This window comes from Rathayibacter sp. PhB127, from assembly GCF_003751665.1.
In the GTDB taxonomy this organism is placed as follows: domain Bacteria; phylum Actinomycetota; class Actinomycetes; order Actinomycetales; family Microbacteriaceae; genus Rathayibacter; species Rathayibacter festucae.
In genome coordinates this window covers 41,577-59,275 of record NZ_RKHW01000005.1, presented here as the reverse complement: position 1 = coordinate 59,275, position 17,699 = coordinate 41,577, and the positions used below count along the sequence as shown (strand labels likewise).

The window sequence follows — 17,699 nt, the reverse complement described above, 5'->3', positions numbered from 1 at the left end:
GGGGATGTGAAGCATATCAAATTCGAATCACTAGACATCGCCCTACGCCTATTCGGCGAGTCTACGCGACTTCCTCGAGCAACTCGTGAAGAAATAGGTATTACGAATGACGAAGTCGAATTCTACTTCGATCTCAATGACCGAACACGACAATGCGCCAGGCACGCCGGCGGCGTCCATGAGGTATTGATCGATTTCGTTGAAGTAGACGCGGCGGAACTTGTCGCTCGTGAAGGAGAGATTGACGACCGGTCTCATCATCCAGATTCGAGGCGAGAACGAACCATTCTCAGAATAAGAATTCCCGTGAGTCTTGCACGCAAGCTATATGCACTATTACACGCGACGGTAGTCTTTCACAGATGGCCCGAGCTCTGGTACACGACCGGCACTCATGCATGGGAGATGTCGAATGTCTTTTTCGATCTTTTCGGCAAAGAAGAGCCGACCTTCGCCGATCTGCGAGAAGGACGGACCAATTACGAATGATGCTTCCAGCACCGTCACCGAGAAAAAGGGGAGCGATGTGAACGGACATGCAGCGAGGATCGTCATTATTCGAGGCTGCTCATCGCAAGCACTGGCGAGGAAATGAATATTGCACCTTATACGGGAAGGCCGTGGCTGTTCGACATTGAGGCCGGAGATCTGCATTTGGCGAACCTCATCGATGTGACGGAGACGGACGGCGGGCTGATCGAACTTCACGCGAGCGGGATGCGGACCGTCGAGCAGCTCTGGGACTGCTACGGACGTGCGCTGGAGTTCCCGTGGATGGTCGAGAACTGGCCCTCGTTCGCGGAGCAGATGAGAGACCTGTCCTGGTACCAGGCCTTCTCTTTTCTAATTCTCATTCGCGGATCGGGCGAGCTGTTGGCGGACGACCCGGGAGAACGCGAGACGTTCCGACGGATATCGAGCATCATCGGGCAGGCCTGGGAGAACTCTCCGGTGAGGTCGTACAGCTTCACCACCGTCCTGCTCGAGCGTTGAGCTGAACCCACTGCTGAAGCCAGGGCATCGTGGGGCATAACGCGCATTCGGAGCAGGGCATCGTTCGACAGAAAAGAAGGAATAGAGGTGCGAACATGAGCAACGAGATCGTCCATTCCTTCGCAATCGCGCGCGATCATGGGGTGAACCTGACCAGCGAAGGTAGACGCGACTATTCGTCGGCCGATTCTGCCGATCCGCCTTCGGACTTCAGCGAGCCTTCGGGACGACTCTTCGCACGCAGAGAAGGACCCGATGACTGAGGCTGACTGCACGCCCGGCCGGACCGTCGTCGTCTCGTGGAAGACGTTCGACGTCGCGGCCGGCATCGTCCTCCAAGCGACGCGCTTGCCCGCGTGGCAACGTGACGAGCTGCAGTTCTCCGGCGAGAGGAAGCACTCACTGCTCGCGCTGATGATGCTGACGCGAAGCGAACAGGCGCATTTCAAGAACGACGACGTCGTCGAAGTGACGATCACCGACGGACCCAGCGAGCCGAGCACGCCGGTGGAGATCCAGCAGGATCAACACGGTGGACGCCGTCTCCGCACGACGCTGCCCCCGGCTGCCGCGAGAATCGTCCGCCGACTGCTCCGCGCGACGGTCCTCCATCACCGCTGGCCGGAGCTGCACTTCACGACGGGCTTCACGGCCGTCGAGGTGAGGGCCGCGATCGCCGAGATCTTCGGTCGGCCCGATCCGGCCGTCGAGCAGCTGGCCGCGACTGAGCGCGCGTCCGGTGAGCCGGACCGCCGACCGGCCGATCCGCCCGCGTCGCCACCCGCGAGCGCCGTCGCCCGGGCGGATCCGCCGGGAGCGAACCGTTAGGGGATGCGTCCTCCGCGTGCCAGGATGGACCGTCAATCCCCCCTGCTATCCCCTTGGGAGCCCCTCCGGCATGTGCGGAATCGTTGGGATCGTGTCCTCCGGGCCGGTCAACCAGTCCATCTACGACAGCCTCTCCCTCCTGCAGCACCGCGGCCAGGACTCGACCGGCATCGCGACCGCCGACGGCAGCACGCTGCACATCAAGAAGGCGGCGGGGCAGGTCCGCGAGGCGTTCCGCACCCGCGACATGCGCTCGCTGCTCGGCACGATGGGCCTCGGGCACGTCCGCTACGCCACCAAGGGCAACGCGGAGCGCGAGGAGGAGGCGCAGCCGTTCTACGTGAACGCGCCGTACGGCATCATCCTCATCCACAACGGCAACCTGACGAACACGCGCGAGCTCACCGAGGAGCTCTTCACCGTCGATCGCCGCCACCTCAACACCACCTCCGACACCGAGCTGCTGGTCAACGTCCTCGCGAACGAGCTGCAGGCCTCGATCTCGGGCCGCGACCTCGACGCGGACGAGGTGTTCGACGCCGTCGCCCGCGTGCACGAGCGGGTCGAGGGCTCCTACGCCACCATCGCGCTGATCGCCGGTCACGGGCTGCTCGCGTTCCGCGACCCGTTCGGCATCCGGCCGCTGATCGTCGGCCGCCGGTTCAACGTGAACGGGCCGGACGACTGGGTGGTCGCCTCCGAGTCGCTCGTCCTCGAGGCGCAGGGCTTCGAGATCGTCCGGGACGTCGCTCCGGGCGAGGCGATCTTCATCACCCCCGACGGCCGGATGACCAGCCGTCAGTGCGCGAAGAACCCGCGCCTCATCCCGTGCTCGTTCGAGTACGTCTACCTCGCGCGGCCCGACTCGATCCTCTCCGGGATCTCGGTCTACGAGGCCCGGCTGCGCCTCGGCGACCGGCTCGCCGATACCATCGCCGAGTACACGCCGGGCGGCGCGATCGACGTGGTCATGCCGATCCCGGACTCCTCGCGCCCCGCCGCGATGCAGGTCGCGCAGAAGCTGGGCATCCCGTACCGCGAGGGCTTCTACAAGAACCGCTACGTCGGCCGGACGTTCATCATGCCCGGGCAGGCGGTGCGCAAGAAGTCGGTGCGGCAGAAGCTGAACGCGATGTCGAGCGAGTTCAAGGGCAAGAACGTGCTGATCGTCGACGACTCGATCGTGCGCGGCACGACGTCGAAGGAGATCGTCGACATGGCCCGCACGGCCGGCGCGAACAGCGTCACCTTCGCGTCCGCGGCGCCGCCGGTGCGCTACCCGCACGTCTACGGCATCAACATGCCGTCGCGGCAGGAGCTCGTCGCGCACAACCGCCGGATCCCCGAGATCTCGGAGGCGATCGGCGCCGACTACCTGATCTACCAGGAGGTCGCCGACATGAAGGCGGCGATCCTGGAGGGCTCGGACGTCACCGACCTGGAGACCAGCTGCTTCACCGGCGAGTACGTCACCGGCACCGTCACGCCGGAGTACCTCGACTGGGTGGAGCGCACGCAGCTGAGCTGACGCTGGGAGAGCGCGCATCCGGCAGGCACAGCACCCGGGTGCGCGCAACGGGGTGCCCTGCGGCGACGGATCGTCCATGATCGTGGGGCGCCGCTCCGTGCGCCCGAGACGAGGAGTCCCCGTGATCTACCGCCTGCTGCCCCTGCTCCTGACGTTCATCGCGGGTCGCCTGAAGAAGTCGCAGAAGGCCAAGCGCGCCACGCAGAACGCCGCGCGCTCGACGAGCCGCAGCAGCCGCAAGCGCCGCTGACCACTCGCTTGCAGAGCGTCGTCTCTAGCGCGTCGAGGCGTCCGGCTCCGTGCCGGGCGCCTCGTTCTCGTCCGGGGCGTCTAGGTCGTCCGTCGGCTCGTCGTCGCGGTCCACCTCGCGGGCGACCGTGCGCTCGGCGGTGGTGCGGACGACGCGGCGGCCGACGACCCGGTCGAGGATCACGACGACGAGCGCGGCGAGACCGCCGAAGATCGTCACGAACAGCAGCAGACTGAAGCCGAAGACCTGCGCCTGGCTGAAGCCCTCGGTCTCGGGCAGCGCGAAGGTGAGCACGAAGGCGACGATCGCGCCGAGGCCCGCGCCGAGCGCGAGGATGCGCCAGACCCGCGGCGAGCGGCGGACGTCGACCTCCTCGCGGGTGATCTCGACGTCGTCGGGGCGCGGCGAGGAGTCGAGCGGATCGGTCATGCCTCCATTGTCCCCTGTGCCCGGCCGGGCGCGGGCCGAGTGGCGAGGCGGCGGCGGATCGGGTAGCGCGCGAGACGGGGCGGGGCCGCAGCATGGTTATCGAGTAGCCGACGAAGTCGGCGTATCGAGATCCACCGTCGTTCGGTGGGCGGGTCTCGATACGCCGCTGCGCGGCTACTCGACCAACATGAAAAGGACGCTGCGCGACTGTTCGACCAGCACAGGGGCGCCACACCGTGCTGATCGAGTAGCCGACGAAGTCGGCGTATCGAGATCCACCACCGTCGGAACGGTGGTCTGCAGGCCCCCGCGCTGGAGGACGGTGGGTCTCGATACGCCGCTGCGCGGCTACTCGACCAGCATGAAGGGGGCGCCGCTTCGCGGCTCCGACGCCAGCCATGAGGGGGCGCCGCCTCGCGGCTCCGCGGCCGGTCAGGAGGGGGCGCCGCATCGCGGCTCCGAGGGCGCGGCTCCGCGGCCGGTCAGGAGGGGGCGCCGCATCGCGGCTCCGCGGGTGCCGCGTCGCGGCTCCGAGGGCGCGGTCACATGGAGTGGAGGAGCCGGCCCGCCTGCGCGCGGAGCTCGCGGACGACGGTCCGCACGGAGAGCCGCTCCGCGCGGTCGGGGCGCATCAGCGCGACGATGTGGCGCACGGAGTTCACGCCGCGGAGGGGCTTCACGACGATGCCCGCCGTGCCCGCGGTGTAGCGCGGGACCACGGCGATGCCGAGGCCGGCCGCCACGAACGCCTCCGTCACGCGGGTCGAGGCGAAGCGCTGCTCGACACGGACCGGCTCGCCCGAGGTCGTCTCGATCTCCTGCATGATCCGCTCGAACGGGAAGCCGTCGGGCACGCCGATCCAGGTCTCGCCGACGAGGTCGCCCGCCGTGACGGTCGCGCGGTCGGCGAGCCGGTGGCCGAGCGGCAATGCGATGTCGAGCGGCTCGACCATCAGCTCGGCCATCGCGAGGCCGTGCCCGGCCCAGGCGCTGCGGCCGGTGGGCGAGTGCGCGAGCACGATGTCGAAGTCGGCGGTGAGATCGAGGAACTCGTCGGTCCCGGGATCCGCGTCCTCGCAGTGCACGACGAGCCCCTCGACGCTGCGCAGAGCGACCAGGGCGTCCGGCAGCAGCATCTGGCCCGCCGTCGGGAACGTCGCGATCGTCACCTCGCCGATCGGGTTGTTCTTGAACGTCTGCCAGACCGCGTCGGCGCGCTCGAGCGCGGTCGCGATCTCGGTGGCGCTGCGGGCCAGCTCGCGGCCGGCCGCGGTGAGGACGACGCCGCGTCCCGAGCGCTCGATCAGCGGCACACCCGCCTCGCGCTCGAGCACCTTGAGCTGCTGCGACACCGCCGAGGGAGTGCGGTGCGTCGCCGCCGCCACCGCGGTGATCGAGCGCCGCATCGAGAGCTCCCGGAGCAGTTCCAGCCGTCGCACGTCCATGTAGGAACGCTACACGTCAGGCCAAGAACAGTGCGATTGTCCTAAGGAACAGAAAGCTCGAGAGTGGACGTTGTACAGAGCATCCCGGCGGATGGATCGCCAAACCTGGCAGACACGTCGGAGCAACGAAAGGCAGAACACTCATGAGCATCGCAATCCTCGTCGTCCTCGGTGCCGTCGCCGCATGGGGCACGGTGTCGACGGTGCTCGTCGCCAGCCGCGACGGATACCGTCAGGTCCCCGTCCGCCACTGAGCCCCGCGCTCCGCGACAGCACCTCATCGCGTTCCGACGCCGTCTCCCCCTCCGGGGAGGCGGCGTTCTCGCGTTTCGAGGGTCATGCCGTCGACCACCGCACCCGTGAACGCGGAAGAGGCCCCGCGGCGCGAACCGCGGGGCCTCTCCTGTGCGAGTGCTACTTCGCGGCGGTGCGGCGGCGCAGGCGCGCCACGGTCATGCCGAGTCCGAGCAGCAGCGCCGCGGCACCGGCTGCGAAGGCCGGAGTCGCGTCGACGCCGGTCGCGGCGAGGTGACCGGTCGAGCCGCCCGAGGCGCCGGGCACGGCAGGAGCCGTCGTCGCCGGGGTCGTCGGGATGACGGTCTCGGTCGGCTCAGGAGAAGGGGTGACGCCGGGGCCTGCGGCCTCGGTCACCGTGAGCGTCGACACGACCGAGACACCCGTGACCGGCAGAGCGAACTCGAGCTCGTGGTCACCGGCCGACAGCTCCGCGACCGAGAAGCCGACCGACGCGCGACCCTGCTCGTCGGTGGTGTCGACGACGGTGTGGTCGATCGGAGCGGTCGCCACCTGGACGCCGTCGATCAGCACCTGCACCTCGTCGTCGCGGACGGTCGAGTTGTTCACGTCGAGCGAGGACAGCTCGTAGGACAGCGTCTCCGCACCCTCGACGCTGGTGTCGACGATGCCGATCGAGCGCGAGGCGGGGTCCGGCGTCACCGGCGAGAACTCGGCCATGTACTCGGTGAAGGCGTTCAGATCGCTGCGACCGGAATCGGCCTTGTCCGCCCCGGTGCCCAGCGCGGTGAAGTTGTCGCCGCCGGCGCCGAGGAAGGAGTTGGTCACGATCTTGAAGGTCTCGTCGTCGCCGACCGGCGCTCCCTGGTAGAAGACTCCGGTGATGTGCGAGCCCACGGCGGCCGTCGGGTCGTAGGTGTACGACAGGTCGGCGGAGATGCCGAGGTGCAGCTCCGGCCGCGACTTGCCGGGCTGCCACTGCTGCTCGAGCACCTGGCGGATCTGAGCGCCGGTCAGCGTCTCGGTGACCAGCGTGTTGGCGAACGGCTGGACGACGGCGGCCTCGCGGTACGTGACGTTGCCGTCCGCATCTCCCTCACCGCTGGAGGCGTAGGTGATGTCCTGGCGGATCCCGCCAGGGTTCATGAAGGCGATCTGGGTTCCGAGGTCCTCCTGCGTCGCCCAGAGCTGCGCGTCGGCGACGAGGTTGCCGATCGTCGACTCCGCTCCGCGGTTCTCGGTGCCGTCCGACTGCACTCCGCGGCGCACGTCTCCGGTGACCGAGCCGATGGAGACCGCGCCCTCGACATCCGCGACGGCGACGGCGTCAGCGACCAGCGCGGCGACCGTGGTGCCCTCGGGAGTGGACTCGGGGGTGTAGATCGGCTGGTAGACCGTCGAGACGACGCCCTTGGCGTCCGTGACCTCGACCGGCTGGAGGAGGTCGACGAGGTCGGACGTGATCGAGGTGAGAGTCTTCGTGTCAGCGTCGACGGTCATCTCGAGGTGACCGAGGTAGGTCCCGTAGCTGCCGGTCTGGAGGACGGGAAGCGTCTTGTCGCCGATCGTGACGTCCTGGTCGTAGACCTGGTGGGTGTGGCCCGAGACGATCGCGTCGACGTTCGGACCGACGCCGTTCACGATCTTCCCGAACACCGACTCCTGGTCGGTGAAGCTCACGGTGGGCGATGCGGCCCCCTCGTGCATGACGACGACGACCACGTCGGCTTCGAGGTTCTTCTGCTTGACGGGCACGGAGGCGTCGTCGGTCTCGTCCACGCCGTCGTGCAGACGGGCGGTCTCCTCATTGACAGAGTCGACGATCGAGGCGACGTCGAGCGTCGAGATGCCGTCCGGGCTGACCAGGTAGGGCAGGTCCTCCGTGGTCGCGCCGACGAAGCCGACCTTCACTCCATCGAAGTCCTGGACGTAGGACGGCGAGTAGGCGTGCTCGTGGGTGTCCTTCTCGAGCAGGTTCGAGCTGATGTACTCGTAGTCCGAGCGCGGGATGATGCGCTCGTCGAGGTCCTCGCGGCCCTTGTCGAGCTCGTGGTTGCCGACCGCGGTGGCGCTCAGACCGATCTCGTTCAGCGCGTCGATCGTGGGGTTGTCGTCCTGAACCAGCGAGGTGAAGGTCGAGGCCCCGACGTTGTCGCCCGCCGACACGAGGATGGAGTTGGCGGGGTTCTCGGCCTTCAGCGTCGAGAACGCCGAGGCGATGGAGGCGGCACCCGCGGTGCTCTGCGCGACCGAGGAGCCGGCAGTGGCCTCGAGACGGCCGTGGAAGTCGTTCATCGTGTAGACGTCGATGACGCGCTCGTCGGCGGCCATCGCCGGAGCCGCTCCGAGGAGGGCCGCTCCGGCCACCGCGCTGACGGCGGTGACGGAGAGGAGTCTGGTCAGGCCGCGACGGCCGGGGGTAGTGCTTCGCATCTTTAGGAGGTCTCCAAGCATCGAGCGGCGATTCGGAGCGAACTCCTGCCGCAGTGGGGGAACTTTCCCAGACAACCCGACGCGGGCCTGCCCGTCAAACGTCGATCGGGGCGGCGGCGGTGCGTTTACGAGATGTTAATTCGCCGACGGCCGGCGGACGTGGAGCAGCGGGAGGTAGAGCGAGAGGTCGGCGCGCACGCCCGAGGCGTGGATCCGGCCGCTCGCGAGGCCCTCGCTCCAGGGCAGGGAGCCGGTCGCGAGGGGCAGCCAGGTGGCGGCGTCCATCTCGATCACGTTGGGCGGAGTGCCGCGGGTGTGGCCCGGGCCCTCGACGCACTGGGCGGCACCGAACGGCGGCACGCGAACCTCGACGCTGCGGCCCGGGACGTTCGTCTCGATGATCTGCAGGAGGAAGCGCACGGCGGTCGCGGTCGTGTTGCGGTCGGCCCCGCCGGCGAGCGCCGCCCGCACGGCGTCCTGCCCGGTCGCCTCGTCGATCTTCCCCTTGGCCATGCGTCCAGTCTGCCGTGCCGCCCGGTGCCCGCCGGTGCCCGGCGGCTCCGCGAGATGCCACTTGTGCACGCGACACGCCGCAGAAGGCGTGCACAAGTGGCATCTCGCGGAGGTGGGGGCGGGGCGCGCGGCGACGGGGCGCGCGGCGGGCGGGGGCGCTCCGGGGCGGGCCTATCCTGTCAGGGTGAAGATCCTCGTCCTCGGCTCGGGTGCCCGTGAGCACGCCATCATCACCGCTCTGCTCGCGGAGGAGGAGGCGCACGAGATCATCGCGGCCCCCGGCAACGCGGGGATCGCGCGCGACGTGGAGGTCATCCACTTCGACACCAACAGCCCGCGCCTGGTCAGCGACTTCGCGGCCGAGCAGGGCATCGAGCTCGTCGTCATCGGCCCGGAAGCCCCGCTCGTCGCGGGGGTCGCCGACGCCCTGCGCCGCCGCCGCATCCCCACCTTCGGCCCCGACCGCGCGGCCGCCGCCCTCGAGGGCTCGAAGACCTTCGCCAAGCGCGTGATGGACATGGCGCGCGTCCCCACCGGCCGGGCGACCCGCGTCTCGACCCTCGTCGACGCGACGCGCGTCATCGACGAGTTCGGCGCCCCCTACGTCGTCAAGGCCGACGGCCTCGCCGCAGGCAAGGGCGTGCTGGTGACCGAGTCGCGCACCGCCGCCGTCGCGCACGCCGAGTTCTGGCTGCAGTCGGGCGACGTGCTGATCGAGGAGTTCCTGGCCGGCCAGGAGGTCTCGCTCTTCCTCCTCTCCGACGGCCACGACGTCGTCCCGCTCTCGCCCGCCCAGGACTACAAGCGCCTCGCCGACGGCGACGAGGGCCCGAACACCGGCGGCATGGGCGCCTACTCCCCGCTCCCCTGGCTCGCGGACCGCTGGGAGAGCGAGCGTGCCTTCGTCGACGAGGTCATCGACACCGTCGCCATCCCGACCATCCGCCAGCTCGAGCGCGAGCGCACCCCGTTCGTCGGACTCCTCTACTGCGGGCTCATCGTCACCGACGCCGGCATCCGGGTGATCGAGTTCAACGCGCGCTTCGGCGACCCGGAGACCCAGGTCGTGCTGCCGCGTCTGGTCTCCCCGCTCTCGGCGCTGCTCTTCGCGGCGGCTACCGGCGCGCTCGCCTCCGTGCCGTGGCCGGCCTTCTCGGAGGACGTCGCCGTGACGGTCGTGCTCGCCAGCGAGGGCTACCCCGAGAACGCCGCCACCGGGCGCGTCCTCGGCGGCCTGGAGGCGGCGGCCGAGGTCCCCGGCGTCACCCTCGCGCACGCCGCGACCCAGCTGGTCGACGGCCGCTTCGTCGCCACCGGCGGCCGGGTGCTGAACGTCGTCGCCCGCGGCGCGGACTTCGCCGAGGCACGCGAGCGGGCCTACCGCGCCCTCGACCTGATCACCCTCGACGGCGGCCAGTACCGCCGCGACATCGCGCTGCGCGTCGCCGGGCGCTGACGCCCCGCGCCGCTCGCTCGCTCGCTCGCTCCGCAAGAGTTGTCGTACCCGCCGCACGGGTACGACGAGTTCTGGAGAGTCGGTGCGGCGTCGGCGGACGGCTCCTCACGAGTCGTCGCAGCGGAGGCGCCGGTACGACAACTCTTGGAGAGCGGAGCGGGGCAGCAGGGGGTCAGGCGGTGCGCAGGGGCGTGCGGCGGGTCGCGGACCACCATGCTGCCGAGTAACCGAGGACGACGGCGCTGCACAGGGCCATGACGGTGCGCGGCTCGAGGAGCAGGATCCCGAGCGAGACCAGGGCCTGGCTGAGGGCGATCGCGAGCATGGCGACCATGTTGTCGACGGCGAAGACGCGGCCTCGCAGGTCGTTCGCGGTGATCGACTGCAGGCCGTAGCCGCTGAGACTCGCGTTCATGCTGCCCCCGACGTGGGCGATCAGGACGAGGGCGATCGCGAGGACGACGGAGGTGCTGATCGACACCAGGGCGTAGCCGAGGCCGAAGAGGAGCACGGCGCCGACGATCCCGCCGCGCAGGTCGGGCGAGCGCTCCGCCGCGAACCGCGCGACGCGGGGCCCGATCACGGCGCCGACGCCGCGCGCGGCGAAGAGGAGACTCGCGGCGACGGCGGGGTCCGCCGCCATCGTCAGAGCCAGCGCCGGGAAGAGCGCGATGGCGCCGTTGCCGAGGTGGCTGCCGGGCTTCGCCAGCAGCAGGGCCGGGATCCTTCGGTCGGAGCGGCAGAAGGCGGCGACCTCGCGGACGTCGCGGGCGAAGCGAGCCGCTCCTCCGCGGCGCCCGGCCTCGCACCCCGCCCCCTGCGCCGCCCCGCGCTCGGCGCCGCGCGCCGCGGGCAGGCCGAGCAGCAGCAGCGCGGAGAACCCGTAGGCGCCGGCGGTGATCGCGAAGCAGAAGTACGGCGAGACGAGCGCGGAGGCGATGCCGCCGAGGGAGGCGCCGAGCGCGAGCATCACTCCCCAGACCGAGTTCAGCCCGGTGCTCGCGACGAGCAGGCTCTCCCGCGGCACGATCTGCGGGACGATCGCGTTCACGGCCGGAGTGAAGAACGCCTTCCCCGCCGCGAGCAGCGCGAAGGTGAGCACCGCGAGCCACGCGGTCCCCGCCGACTGCAGCAGGAACAGCGGCAGCACGGCGAGCGCCGACCCCGCCTGCGCGACGACCAGCACCGTCCGGCGCGACATGCGGTCGACGAGCCCGCCGGCCCAGAGCGAGAGCACGGCGATGACCGCGGTCTCGGCCGCGAGCAGCAGCGCGCCGAGGGCGCCGTCGCCGGTGAGGCGCTGGAGCAGGACGATCAGCGGGATCATCGTGAACCAGTCGCCGCCCTGGCTGACGATCTGGGCGAGGAAGACGCGGCGGTAGTCCGGGTTCGCCCGCAGGATCCGCCGGACGCTCTCGCGCGCGGCCGTCATCGCGGCGGGGTCCGTCCGGTCGGGTCGTGGCCGGGGGCGTCGCTGCGGATCGCCGCGAGGTCGCTCCGCCGGAACCGCGCGACCATCAGCGCGTCCTCCTCCGAGAGCTCGTCGAGCAGCCCAGGGGGCAGGAGGTCGAGGAAGTCGCAGGCCCGCGCGACGGCGACCCCGATCGCGTCGCCGGTGCCGCGCTGCACGGCGTTCGCGACGACCCGCATGTCGCCGTGCACGATGTCCAGCGCCAGCTCCGGCAGGAGCTCCGGCGCGAGGCGCTGCAGGACGAGCGCGGTCTCGACCGCCATGGTCATCCGTGCCGCCGCGTTCGCCGGCTCGTGCAGGCGCTGCGTGATCGAGTGCGGACCGGACTCGCGCACGCGCCAGTGGTAGACCACCTCCGAGACGACGTCGACCGACGCGGCGCGCAGGTGCGCCTCGATCATGACCGGGCCGTCCTCGTACTCGGCCAGCTGGAACGCCAGCCCCGAGCGGTCCCAGAACGAGCGGCGGAACACCTTGTTCCAGGACATCCGGTCGAGGATCAGCGCGGGATCGCGGGTGAGGTGCGTCCCGAGCCGGGTCGCGGCGAAGACGTCGCGGTAGCGCGGGTGCGCCCAGACCCGGGCGGAGTCGAAGCGCCGCACGTCGCCGGACGCGAAGTCGGATCCGCTCGCGCCGAGGGCGCGGAGGAGGTGGTCGTAGGCGCCGGGCGGCACCCGGTCGTCGGCGTCGCAGAAGGCGAGGAACTCGCCCTGCGCGGCGGCGACCCCGGTGTTGCGGGTGGCGCTCAGGCCGCGGTGCTCCTCGCTGAGGACCGTGACGCGCGGCTGCGACGCCGCGAAGGCGCGGGCCAGGGCGAGGGTGCCGTCGGTCGAGCCGTCGTCGACCACGACGACCTCGCCCACGTCGTCCCGGTCCGCCAGGGAGGTGAGGCACTCGAGGAGGTAGGCCTCGACGTTGTAGGCGGGGACGACGATGCTCAGGTTCTGCGGCACGGGAGGTCAGCTCTTCTCGGAGGGTGCGGGGGTCGCGGGTGCGGGGACTGCGGAGGCGGGGGACCCGGTGGGGTCGAAGCGCAGGGCGGGGGCGGCGGGTCCGGCGGCCAGGCCCCGGGTCAGTCTCGCGGCGTACTCGCGGAGCCGCTCGTCGCCGTCGCCCGGCGCAGCCTCGGGTCGCCGGCGCTCGAGGGCGATCGTCGCGGGCCGCGCGGACAGCACGAGGGTGCGCTGCCCGAGGCGGACTGCCTCGTCGACGTCGTGCGTGACGAAGACGATCGTCGGGGTGCAGCGGCTCCACTGCCGCAGGAGCACGTCCTGGGCGATCCCGCGGCTGTGCAGGTCGAGGGCGCTGAACGGCTCGTCCAGGAGGACGACGCGCGGGTCGGCCACGAGCGTCCGGGCGATCTGCGCGCGCTGGCGCATGCCTCCGGACAGCTGCTTGGGCAGCAGGTGCGCGGAGTCGGCCATGCCCACGCTCGCCAGCAGCTCGTCCACCCGGGCCCGCCGCTCGGCGCGCCCGACGCCCTGGAGCAGCAGCGGCAGCTCGACGTTGCGGCGCACGGTCCGCCACGGGAGGAGGGCGTCGTCCTGGAAGGCCATCGCCCGGCTCGCGTGCGGTCCGGTGACGACGGTGCCGCCGGCCCGGACGACTCCGCCCGAGGCCGGCTGCAGCCCGGCGAGGACGCGCAGGAGCGTCGACTTGCCGCAGCCGGAGGGACCGAGGACCGTGACGATCTCGCCCGCGCCGACGGAGAAGGACAGGTCCGCGAGCACGGGCCGGCCCGCCAGGGTGACGGTGAGCTCCTCCACCCGGAGCTCCTCGCCGCCGCTCACGCGTCGCCCCGCGGCAGCCAGGAGGTCGCGCGTCGGCCGAGCCGCTCGACGGCCGCGGAGGTCAGCCAGCCCAGCAGCCCGATCACCGTCATCCCGGCGACGACCGCCGGGTAGTCCACGACGGTGTAGGACTGCCAGGTCCGGTAGCCGATGCCGAACTGCCCCGAGATCATCTCCGCGGAGATGACGCAGACCCAGGCGACGCCGACACCGACCGAGAGACCCGCGACGATCCCGGGCAGCGCGCCGGGCAGGACGACCCGGGCCAGCACCTGGAGGCGACCGCCGCCCATCGTGCGCACGGCGTCCTCCCACGACGCGGGCAGGGCGCGGACCGCGTGCCGGGTGCTCACCGCGACCGGGAAGAACGCGGCCGCGAACGTGATCGCCACGATGCCCTGCTCGCTGGTCGGGAAGAGCAGGATCGCGATCGGGACCAGCGCGATGGCCGGGATCGGACGGGCGATCGCCACGAGGGTGCCGATGCTGGCGTCGGCGAAGCCGCTCCGGGCGACCGCGACGCCGACGACGGTGCCGAGGACGCCTGCGAGGACGACGCCGACGCCGATCCGGCCGAGACTCGCCAGCACGTCCTGGTGGAGCGCGCCGGTCGCGATCTGGGCCTGCAGCGCGGCGAGCACCTCGGTCGGCGGCGGCAGCGTGCCGAAGGACAGCCAGAGCCGCGCACCGCCGGTGGTCAGCAGCTGCCACAGCAGGATCGCGAGCGCGACGGTGCCCAGACGCGTGGCGATCCTCAGGGCCGTGGTCCGGTGCTGTGCCGACGCGGGCGCGGTGACGCTCCCGATCCCGGTCGCACTCGCGGTCGCGGTCGCGTCGGCGGTCTCAGAGCGCGCGCGCACGGTCCAGCGCCTCCCCGTAGGTCAGCGACTCGCCGCCGGGCTCCGCGTCGAGGAACCCCTGCGCCGCGGAGCGCGTGGCGAACGGCAGCAGGCGGTGGCCCGCCTCCGCGCCGGGGACGTGGACCCACTCCGACCGGTCGGCGAACCAGCGCGTGCCCGTGCTGTGGTCGGGCACGTAGGCCGCCCGCGGCGGGAGGGGTGAGGAGGCGAGCGCCGCGAGGAGGCACTCCGGGGTCGCGTGGAACACGGTCTGCTCCTCGCCGGCCGGCCACGCCTCGGACGCGGTCGCGGCGGCCCACTCGGTCACCGGGCAGTCCTCGTCCCGGACGAGCTGGACCGCCGGGTTCTCGAGCGACTCGGCCGCCGCGTCGTAGCCGTCGCCCCAGGCGGCGCGGAGGGCGGAGTCGTCCGCGAAGGACCCGGCGTCGAAGTCGACCGGGACGCCCGACGCGTCGAGGTACTCGGCGTCCTCCGCGAGAGCGTCCAGGAGCGGCTGCTTCAGCGTCGGGTCGAAGGTGGCGATGCCGTTCGCCCCGTTGTAGAGGTGCACGACCTCGACCGGCAGGCCGGTCTCCTCCGCGACGATCGTCGACGCCCGGAGCGGATCGGCGTGCAGGAAGGCGGTCGCCTCGATCATCGAGGAGAGGAAGGCGTCGACGACCTCCGGCCGCTCCTCGGCGAAGGCGCTGCGCACGACGACGCCGTGGAAGGTGGGCGCGCGGGTGGCGGCGCCGTCGACGAGGAGGCGGGCGCCGCCGTCGTGGACCATCAGCCCGGGCCAGGAGGTGAACTGGGAGACGGCGTCGACGGATCCGGCCGTCAGGGCGGACGCGCCGACGCTCGGCGCCTGGTTCACCCGGGTGACGTCCGACTCGGCGAGGCCGGCGCCGCGCAGGACGCGCGAGAGGAGGCCGTCGCCGGCCGAGCCCGTGCTCGTGGAGATCGAGGCGCCGCGGAGGTCCTCGATGCCGTCGGCGTCGGAGGAGGCGGGGACGACGATCCCGTTCAGGCCGCCGTCGATGCTGTACGCCGTGACCGCGATCAGCTCGGTCCGCGCCCGCTCGTGCGGCCTCGTCGTCGACGCGTTGACGACGAGGGGGAAGTCGCCCATCGAGCCGAGGTCGACCTTCTCCGCGAGCATCTGCGCGGTGATCGGGGCGCCGGTGTCGTAGTCCTGCCAGGTCACGCGGTAGCGCACGCCGCCGCCGTCGAGCTCCTCGAGGGCCTTCTCGAAGAAGCCCCGCTCGCGGAGCAGCGTGCCGGCCGTCACCGTGTTGATGGTCCTGGACTGGTAGCCGATGACGACGTCGACGGTCTCCTCGCCCGGCGCCGTGCAGGCGGTGGCGAGGAGGGCGGCAGTGAGGACGGAGGCGACGCCGAGGGCGCGGCGGAGCCGGCGCGGGGAGGGCCGGGCGGTGCGGAGGGTGCGGCCGGTGGGCGCGGTGCGGGTGCGGGCGGTCATCGGGTGCCTCCGTCGGCGTCGGTGGGGTGCGGCCGGAGCTCGACGGCGAGCGTGAGCACGGTCCCGGTGCCGAGGTCCAGGCGGTGGACGCCGCTCGGGAGGGAGCGCAGCCTCGGGACGCAGACCTCGGCGAGGATCGAGCGCGAGCCGAGGACGGTCCGCTTCTGCTCCGAGCGCAGGACCAGCTCGGTCGAGAGGGTCGCGTTCACGATCTGGCAGCAGTCGGCCGGCACGGTGACGACGCGGCCCGGCTCGGTGCAGATCAGGACGATGCCGACGTCCGTGCACAGCAGGAGCACGCCGTCCCGGTCGCTCTCGCGGTGGGCGCCGGCGCCGTGGTGCAGGAGTGCGCGGTACCAGCGGTGCACGCGGAGGAGGCAGACGCGCTGGCCCGGATCGAGCGCGGTGAGGTCGCGTCCCCAGGCGGGGACTCCCCCGGCGACCATCCGCAGGGCGATGACGCACACCTCGGCGGGCGACGCCGAGCGGGGGAAGGTCTGGTAGTCGTTCAGCCCCGGCATCCCCCGGGCCTGGATGTAGTCCATCCGCACGAGGTTGGTCCGCGACGCGTACGGGGAGTCGCCGCCGCGCACGACCGAGCCGAGCCCGGCGATGGCGGCGGTGGCGTAGTCCTGCTTCATCTCGACGACGACCGGCCGCGGCTGCGCCTCGGTGATCGCCGCGCACTCGGCGAGGACGCGGTGCAGTCCGACGATCGTCGAGCCGAGGTCGTGCGCGTGCTCGGGGGACTCGCACTCCTCGGACGGCAGCCAGTTGAAGAGGTCGTACTTGACGCCGTCGAACGGGTGGCGCCGGAAGAGGTCCCGCACGACGTCGACCATGACCCGCCGGGCGCGCTCGCTGCGGAAGCACAGCGAGTAGAACATCGTCGGGTTCAGGATCGGGGCACCGAGAGCGTCCTGGACGAGGAGGTCGCCGACCCGCCCGAACGCCGCGGAGGCGGGACCGACGGCGTGCGGGGCGCACCAGATGATCACCCGGCTGCCGAGCGCGTGGATCGACTCGATCAGCCACGGCAGATCCGGGTACTTGACCGGATCAGGGGTCCAGTCGCCGATGTCCATCGGCACGTCGTAGCTCGAGTCCAGTCCGCGGCCGAACCAGCCGTCGTCGATGACGATGTTCGGGATCCCCAGCTCCGCGGCGAGGCGGGCGTTCCGCAGGACGAGCTCCTGCGTGACGTGCTCGGAGCTCCAGTCGACCCAGGTGCACCAGTAGGGCTCGAGCGCCTCGGGGCGGGTGGAGTAGCGCACGTCCAGGGCCAGCCGCTCGCAGGCGGAGAACCGCCGCAGCACCGAGCGCCAGTCGGCGTGCTGCGACGCGGGGAGGACGGCGATCCAGAACCGGTGCACGGCCTCGCCGTCGTCACCGGCCTCCGCGGTGTCGGCGAGGTGGAGCAGCGTGAACTCCACCCGCAGCCGGCGGAAGTGCACGTTCAGCGCCCGGTTCGAGGCGGGCTCGTGCAGGGTGATGTCCATCTCCGTGGGCGCGGCGATCACACCCACGCCGTGGACGCCGCCGCCGAGCCGCTCGAAGACGTAGACCGGCGTCTTCAGCGAGTTCGCGCGCACCTGCAGGTCGCCGCTGAAGCGCCAGGCGGAGATCGGGTGGCTGCTGTTCATGTGCCAGCGGCCGGTGTCCGGGACGACGACGTGGTCGAGGTTGTCGAGGGTCGTCGTGTAGACGACGCTCACGTCGCGCAGCTCGGGGCGGGCGGGGAGGCGGACCTCGAGCAGCTCGTCCGCGGCGCCGGTGAACCGCCAGCCCGTCGGGACGGGAGTGCTGTCCGCGACGACGAGGCGGCCGTCGCCGGTCGCGACCAGCACGGCGCGGAATCCGACGGACGTCCCGTCGACGCGCCGGGCACGGACCTCGACGCTGCCGGCCGCGGTTCGCCGGGCCGTGCTGTCGCTGGATCCCACGGTGCGCTGCTTCCTTCGTCGGCGGTGCCCGGCGGAGTCGGCG

At 71.3% G+C, this 17,699-nt stretch carries 18 protein-coding genes; 6 read left to right on the top strand and 12 right to left on the bottom strand.

From position 1 onward, the window contains the following. Nucleotides 1-48 precede the first annotated feature (48 nt). Both EDF22_RS18515 and EDF22_RS20575 read right to left on the bottom strand, forming a co-directional pair. Nucleotides 49-258 (bottom strand): hypothetical protein, encoded by a 210-nt coding sequence (locus EDF22_RS18515; RefSeq protein WP_148059242.1) that lies wholly within the window; start codon nt 256-258, stop codon nt 49-51. A 78-nt stretch (nt 259-336) separates the two neighbouring features. Further along, nucleotides 337-555: a hypothetical protein gene (locus EDF22_RS20575; protein WP_148059241.1), complete on the bottom strand. Its 219-nt coding sequence runs from the start codon at nt 553-555 to the stop codon at nt 337-339. A gap of 36 nt (nt 556-591) precedes the next feature. On the opposite strand from EDF22_RS20575, the gene EDF22_RS18510 reads away from it, so the two are divergent. The 5 genes from EDF22_RS18510 (at nt 592) to EDF22_RS21390 (ending at nt 3,599) form a co-directional block, all read left to right on the top strand. Beyond that, nucleotides 592-993, top strand: a complete 402-nt coding sequence (locus tag EDF22_RS18510) for a barstar family protein (RefSeq protein ID WP_123706302.1) — start codon at nt 592-594, stop codon at nt 991-993. A gap of 95 nt (nt 994-1,088) precedes the next feature. Beyond that, entirely contained in the window at nt 1,089-1,256 is a 168-nt protein-coding gene (locus tag EDF22_RS20995) for a hypothetical protein (RefSeq protein ID WP_185039120.1), read from the top strand. Continuing rightward, nucleotides 1,249-1,821, top strand: a complete 573-nt coding sequence (locus EDF22_RS18505) for a hypothetical protein (RefSeq protein ID WP_123706301.1) — start codon at nt 1,249-1,251, stop codon at nt 1,819-1,821. Before EDF22_RS20995 ends, EDF22_RS18505 begins: the two co-directional genes overlap by 8 nt. A 70-nt stretch (nt 1,822-1,891) precedes the next feature. Then, a complete protein-coding gene (purF, locus tag EDF22_RS18500) occupies nt 1,892-3,349 on the top strand; it encodes an amidophosphoribosyltransferase (RefSeq protein WP_123448060.1) in 1,458 nt (485 codons plus the stop codon). Nucleotides 3,350-3,470: 121 nt separating this feature from the next. Beyond that, on the top strand, nt 3,471-3,599 hold the full coding sequence (locus EDF22_RS21390) for a hypothetical protein (protein WP_260303555.1): 129 nt from the start codon (nt 3,471-3,473) through the stop codon (nt 3,597-3,599). 24 nt (nt 3,600-3,623) lie between these two features. On the opposite strand, the gene EDF22_RS18495 is transcribed toward EDF22_RS21390, so the two are convergent. From EDF22_RS18495 to EDF22_RS18480, 4 genes are all read right to left on the bottom strand, one after another. After that, nucleotides 3,624-4,028, bottom strand: coding sequence for a hypothetical protein (locus EDF22_RS18495; RefSeq protein WP_123706300.1), 405 nt, complete (start codon nt 4,026-4,028; stop codon nt 3,624-3,626). A 542-nt stretch (nt 4,029-4,570) separates the two neighbouring features. Continuing rightward, the gene (locus tag EDF22_RS18490) at nt 4,571-5,473 is read right to left on the bottom strand and encodes a LysR family transcriptional regulator (RefSeq protein WP_123448058.1); all 903 of its coding nucleotides are present in this window, start codon (nt 5,471-5,473) and stop codon (nt 4,571-4,573) included. Between the two features lie 414 nt (nt 5,474-5,887). Further along, on the bottom strand, nt 5,888-8,161 hold the full coding sequence (locus EDF22_RS18485; protein WP_123706299.1) for a bifunctional UDP-sugar hydrolase/5'-nucleotidase: 2,274 nt from the start codon (nt 8,159-8,161) through the stop codon (nt 5,888-5,890). 135 nt (nt 8,162-8,296) lie between these two features. After that, nucleotides 8,297-8,674, bottom strand: a complete 378-nt coding sequence (locus EDF22_RS18480) for a sterol carrier family protein (protein ID WP_123706298.1) — start codon at nt 8,672-8,674, stop codon at nt 8,297-8,299. A gap of 184 nt (nt 8,675-8,858) precedes the next feature. Here EDF22_RS18480 and purD point away from each other — a divergent pair, with 184 nt between their 5' ends. Beyond that, nucleotides 8,859-10,130 carry a phosphoribosylamine--glycine ligase gene (gene purD, locus EDF22_RS18475; protein WP_123706297.1) on the top strand — a complete coding sequence of 424 codons (1,272 nt, stop codon included), beginning with the start codon at nt 8,859-8,861 and terminating at the stop codon, nt 10,128-10,130. A 172-nt stretch (nt 10,131-10,302) separates the two neighbouring features. Here purD and EDF22_RS18470 read toward each other — a convergent pair whose 3' ends face one another. The 6 genes from EDF22_RS18470 to EDF22_RS18445 are packed head-to-tail and all read right to left on the bottom strand — an operon-like array spanning nt 10,303 to nt 17,656. After that, nucleotides 10,303-11,562 carry an MFS transporter gene (locus tag EDF22_RS18470; RefSeq protein WP_123706296.1) on the bottom strand — a complete coding sequence of 420 codons (1,260 nt, stop codon included), beginning with the start codon at nt 11,560-11,562 and terminating at the stop codon, nt 10,303-10,305. Continuing rightward, on the bottom strand, nt 11,559-12,554 hold the full coding sequence (locus EDF22_RS18465) for a glycosyltransferase family 2 protein (protein WP_123706295.1): 996 nt from the start codon (nt 12,552-12,554) through the stop codon (nt 11,559-11,561). The genes EDF22_RS18470 and EDF22_RS18465 overlap by 4 nt, the downstream gene beginning before the upstream one ends. A gap of 6 nt (nt 12,555-12,560) precedes the next feature. Continuing rightward, nucleotides 12,561-13,367, bottom strand: a complete 807-nt coding sequence (locus tag EDF22_RS18460; protein WP_221180972.1) for an ABC transporter ATP-binding protein — start codon at nt 13,365-13,367, stop codon at nt 12,561-12,563. A gap of 20 nt (nt 13,368-13,387) precedes the next feature. Beyond that, complete coding sequence (locus EDF22_RS18455) at nt 13,388-14,251, bottom strand: ABC transporter permease (protein ID WP_221180971.1); 864 nt, start codon at nt 14,249-14,251, stop codon at nt 13,388-13,390. After that, nucleotides 14,235-15,713, bottom strand: a complete 1,479-nt coding sequence (locus EDF22_RS18450) for an ABC transporter substrate-binding protein (RefSeq protein WP_123706293.1) — start codon at nt 15,711-15,713, stop codon at nt 14,235-14,237. The genes EDF22_RS18455 and EDF22_RS18450 overlap by 17 nt, the downstream gene beginning before the upstream one ends. Further along, nucleotides 15,710-17,656 (bottom strand): alpha-galactosidase, encoded by a 1,947-nt coding sequence (locus EDF22_RS18445; protein WP_123706292.1) that lies wholly within the window; start codon nt 17,654-17,656, stop codon nt 15,710-15,712. The genes EDF22_RS18450 and EDF22_RS18445 overlap by 4 nt, the downstream gene beginning before the upstream one ends. Nucleotides 17,657-17,699: the final 43 nt, after the last annotated feature.

What these genes read in the sequence shown, in the direction of transcription:
- EDF22_RS18490 (WP_123448058.1), bottom strand. Translation starts at nt 5,473, where the DNA reads ATGGACGTGCGACGGCTGGAACTGCTCCGGGAGCTCTCGATGCGGCGC.
- EDF22_RS18515 (WP_148059242.1), bottom strand. Translation starts at nt 258, where the DNA reads ATGAGACCGGTCGTCAATCTCTCCTTCACGAGCGACAAGTTCCGCCGC.
- purF (WP_123448060.1), top strand. Translation starts at nt 1,892, where the DNA reads ATGTGCGGAATCGTTGGGATCGTGTCCTCCGGGCCGGTCAACCAGTCC.
- EDF22_RS20995 (WP_185039120.1), top strand. Translation starts at nt 1,089, where the DNA reads ATGAGCAACGAGATCGTCCATTCCTTCGCAATCGCGCGCGATCATGGG.
- EDF22_RS18450 (WP_123706293.1), bottom strand. Translation starts at nt 15,713, where the DNA reads ATGACCGCCCGCACCCGCACCGCGCCCACCGGCCGCACCCTCCGCACC.
- EDF22_RS18470 (WP_123706296.1), bottom strand. Translation starts at nt 11,562, where the DNA reads ATGACGGCCGCGCGCGAGAGCGTCCGGCGGATCCTGCGGGCGAACCCG.
- EDF22_RS18480 (WP_123706298.1), bottom strand. Translation starts at nt 8,674, where the DNA reads ATGGCCAAGGGGAAGATCGACGAGGCGACCGGGCAGGACGCCGTGCGG.
- EDF22_RS18505 (WP_123706301.1), top strand. Translation starts at nt 1,249, where the DNA reads ATGACTGAGGCTGACTGCACGCCCGGCCGGACCGTCGTCGTCTCGTGG.
- EDF22_RS18510 (WP_123706302.1), top strand. Translation starts at nt 592, where the DNA reads ATGAATATTGCACCTTATACGGGAAGGCCGTGGCTGTTCGACATTGAG.
- EDF22_RS20575 (WP_148059241.1), bottom strand. Translation starts at nt 555, where the DNA reads ATGACGATCCTCGCTGCATGTCCGTTCACATCGCTCCCCTTTTTCTCG.
- EDF22_RS18495 (WP_123706300.1), bottom strand. Translation starts at nt 4,028, where the DNA reads ATGACCGATCCGCTCGACTCCTCGCCGCGCCCCGACGACGTCGAGATC.
- EDF22_RS18485 (WP_123706299.1), bottom strand. Translation starts at nt 8,161, where the DNA reads ATGCGAAGCACTACCCCCGGCCGTCGCGGCCTGACCAGACTCCTCTCC.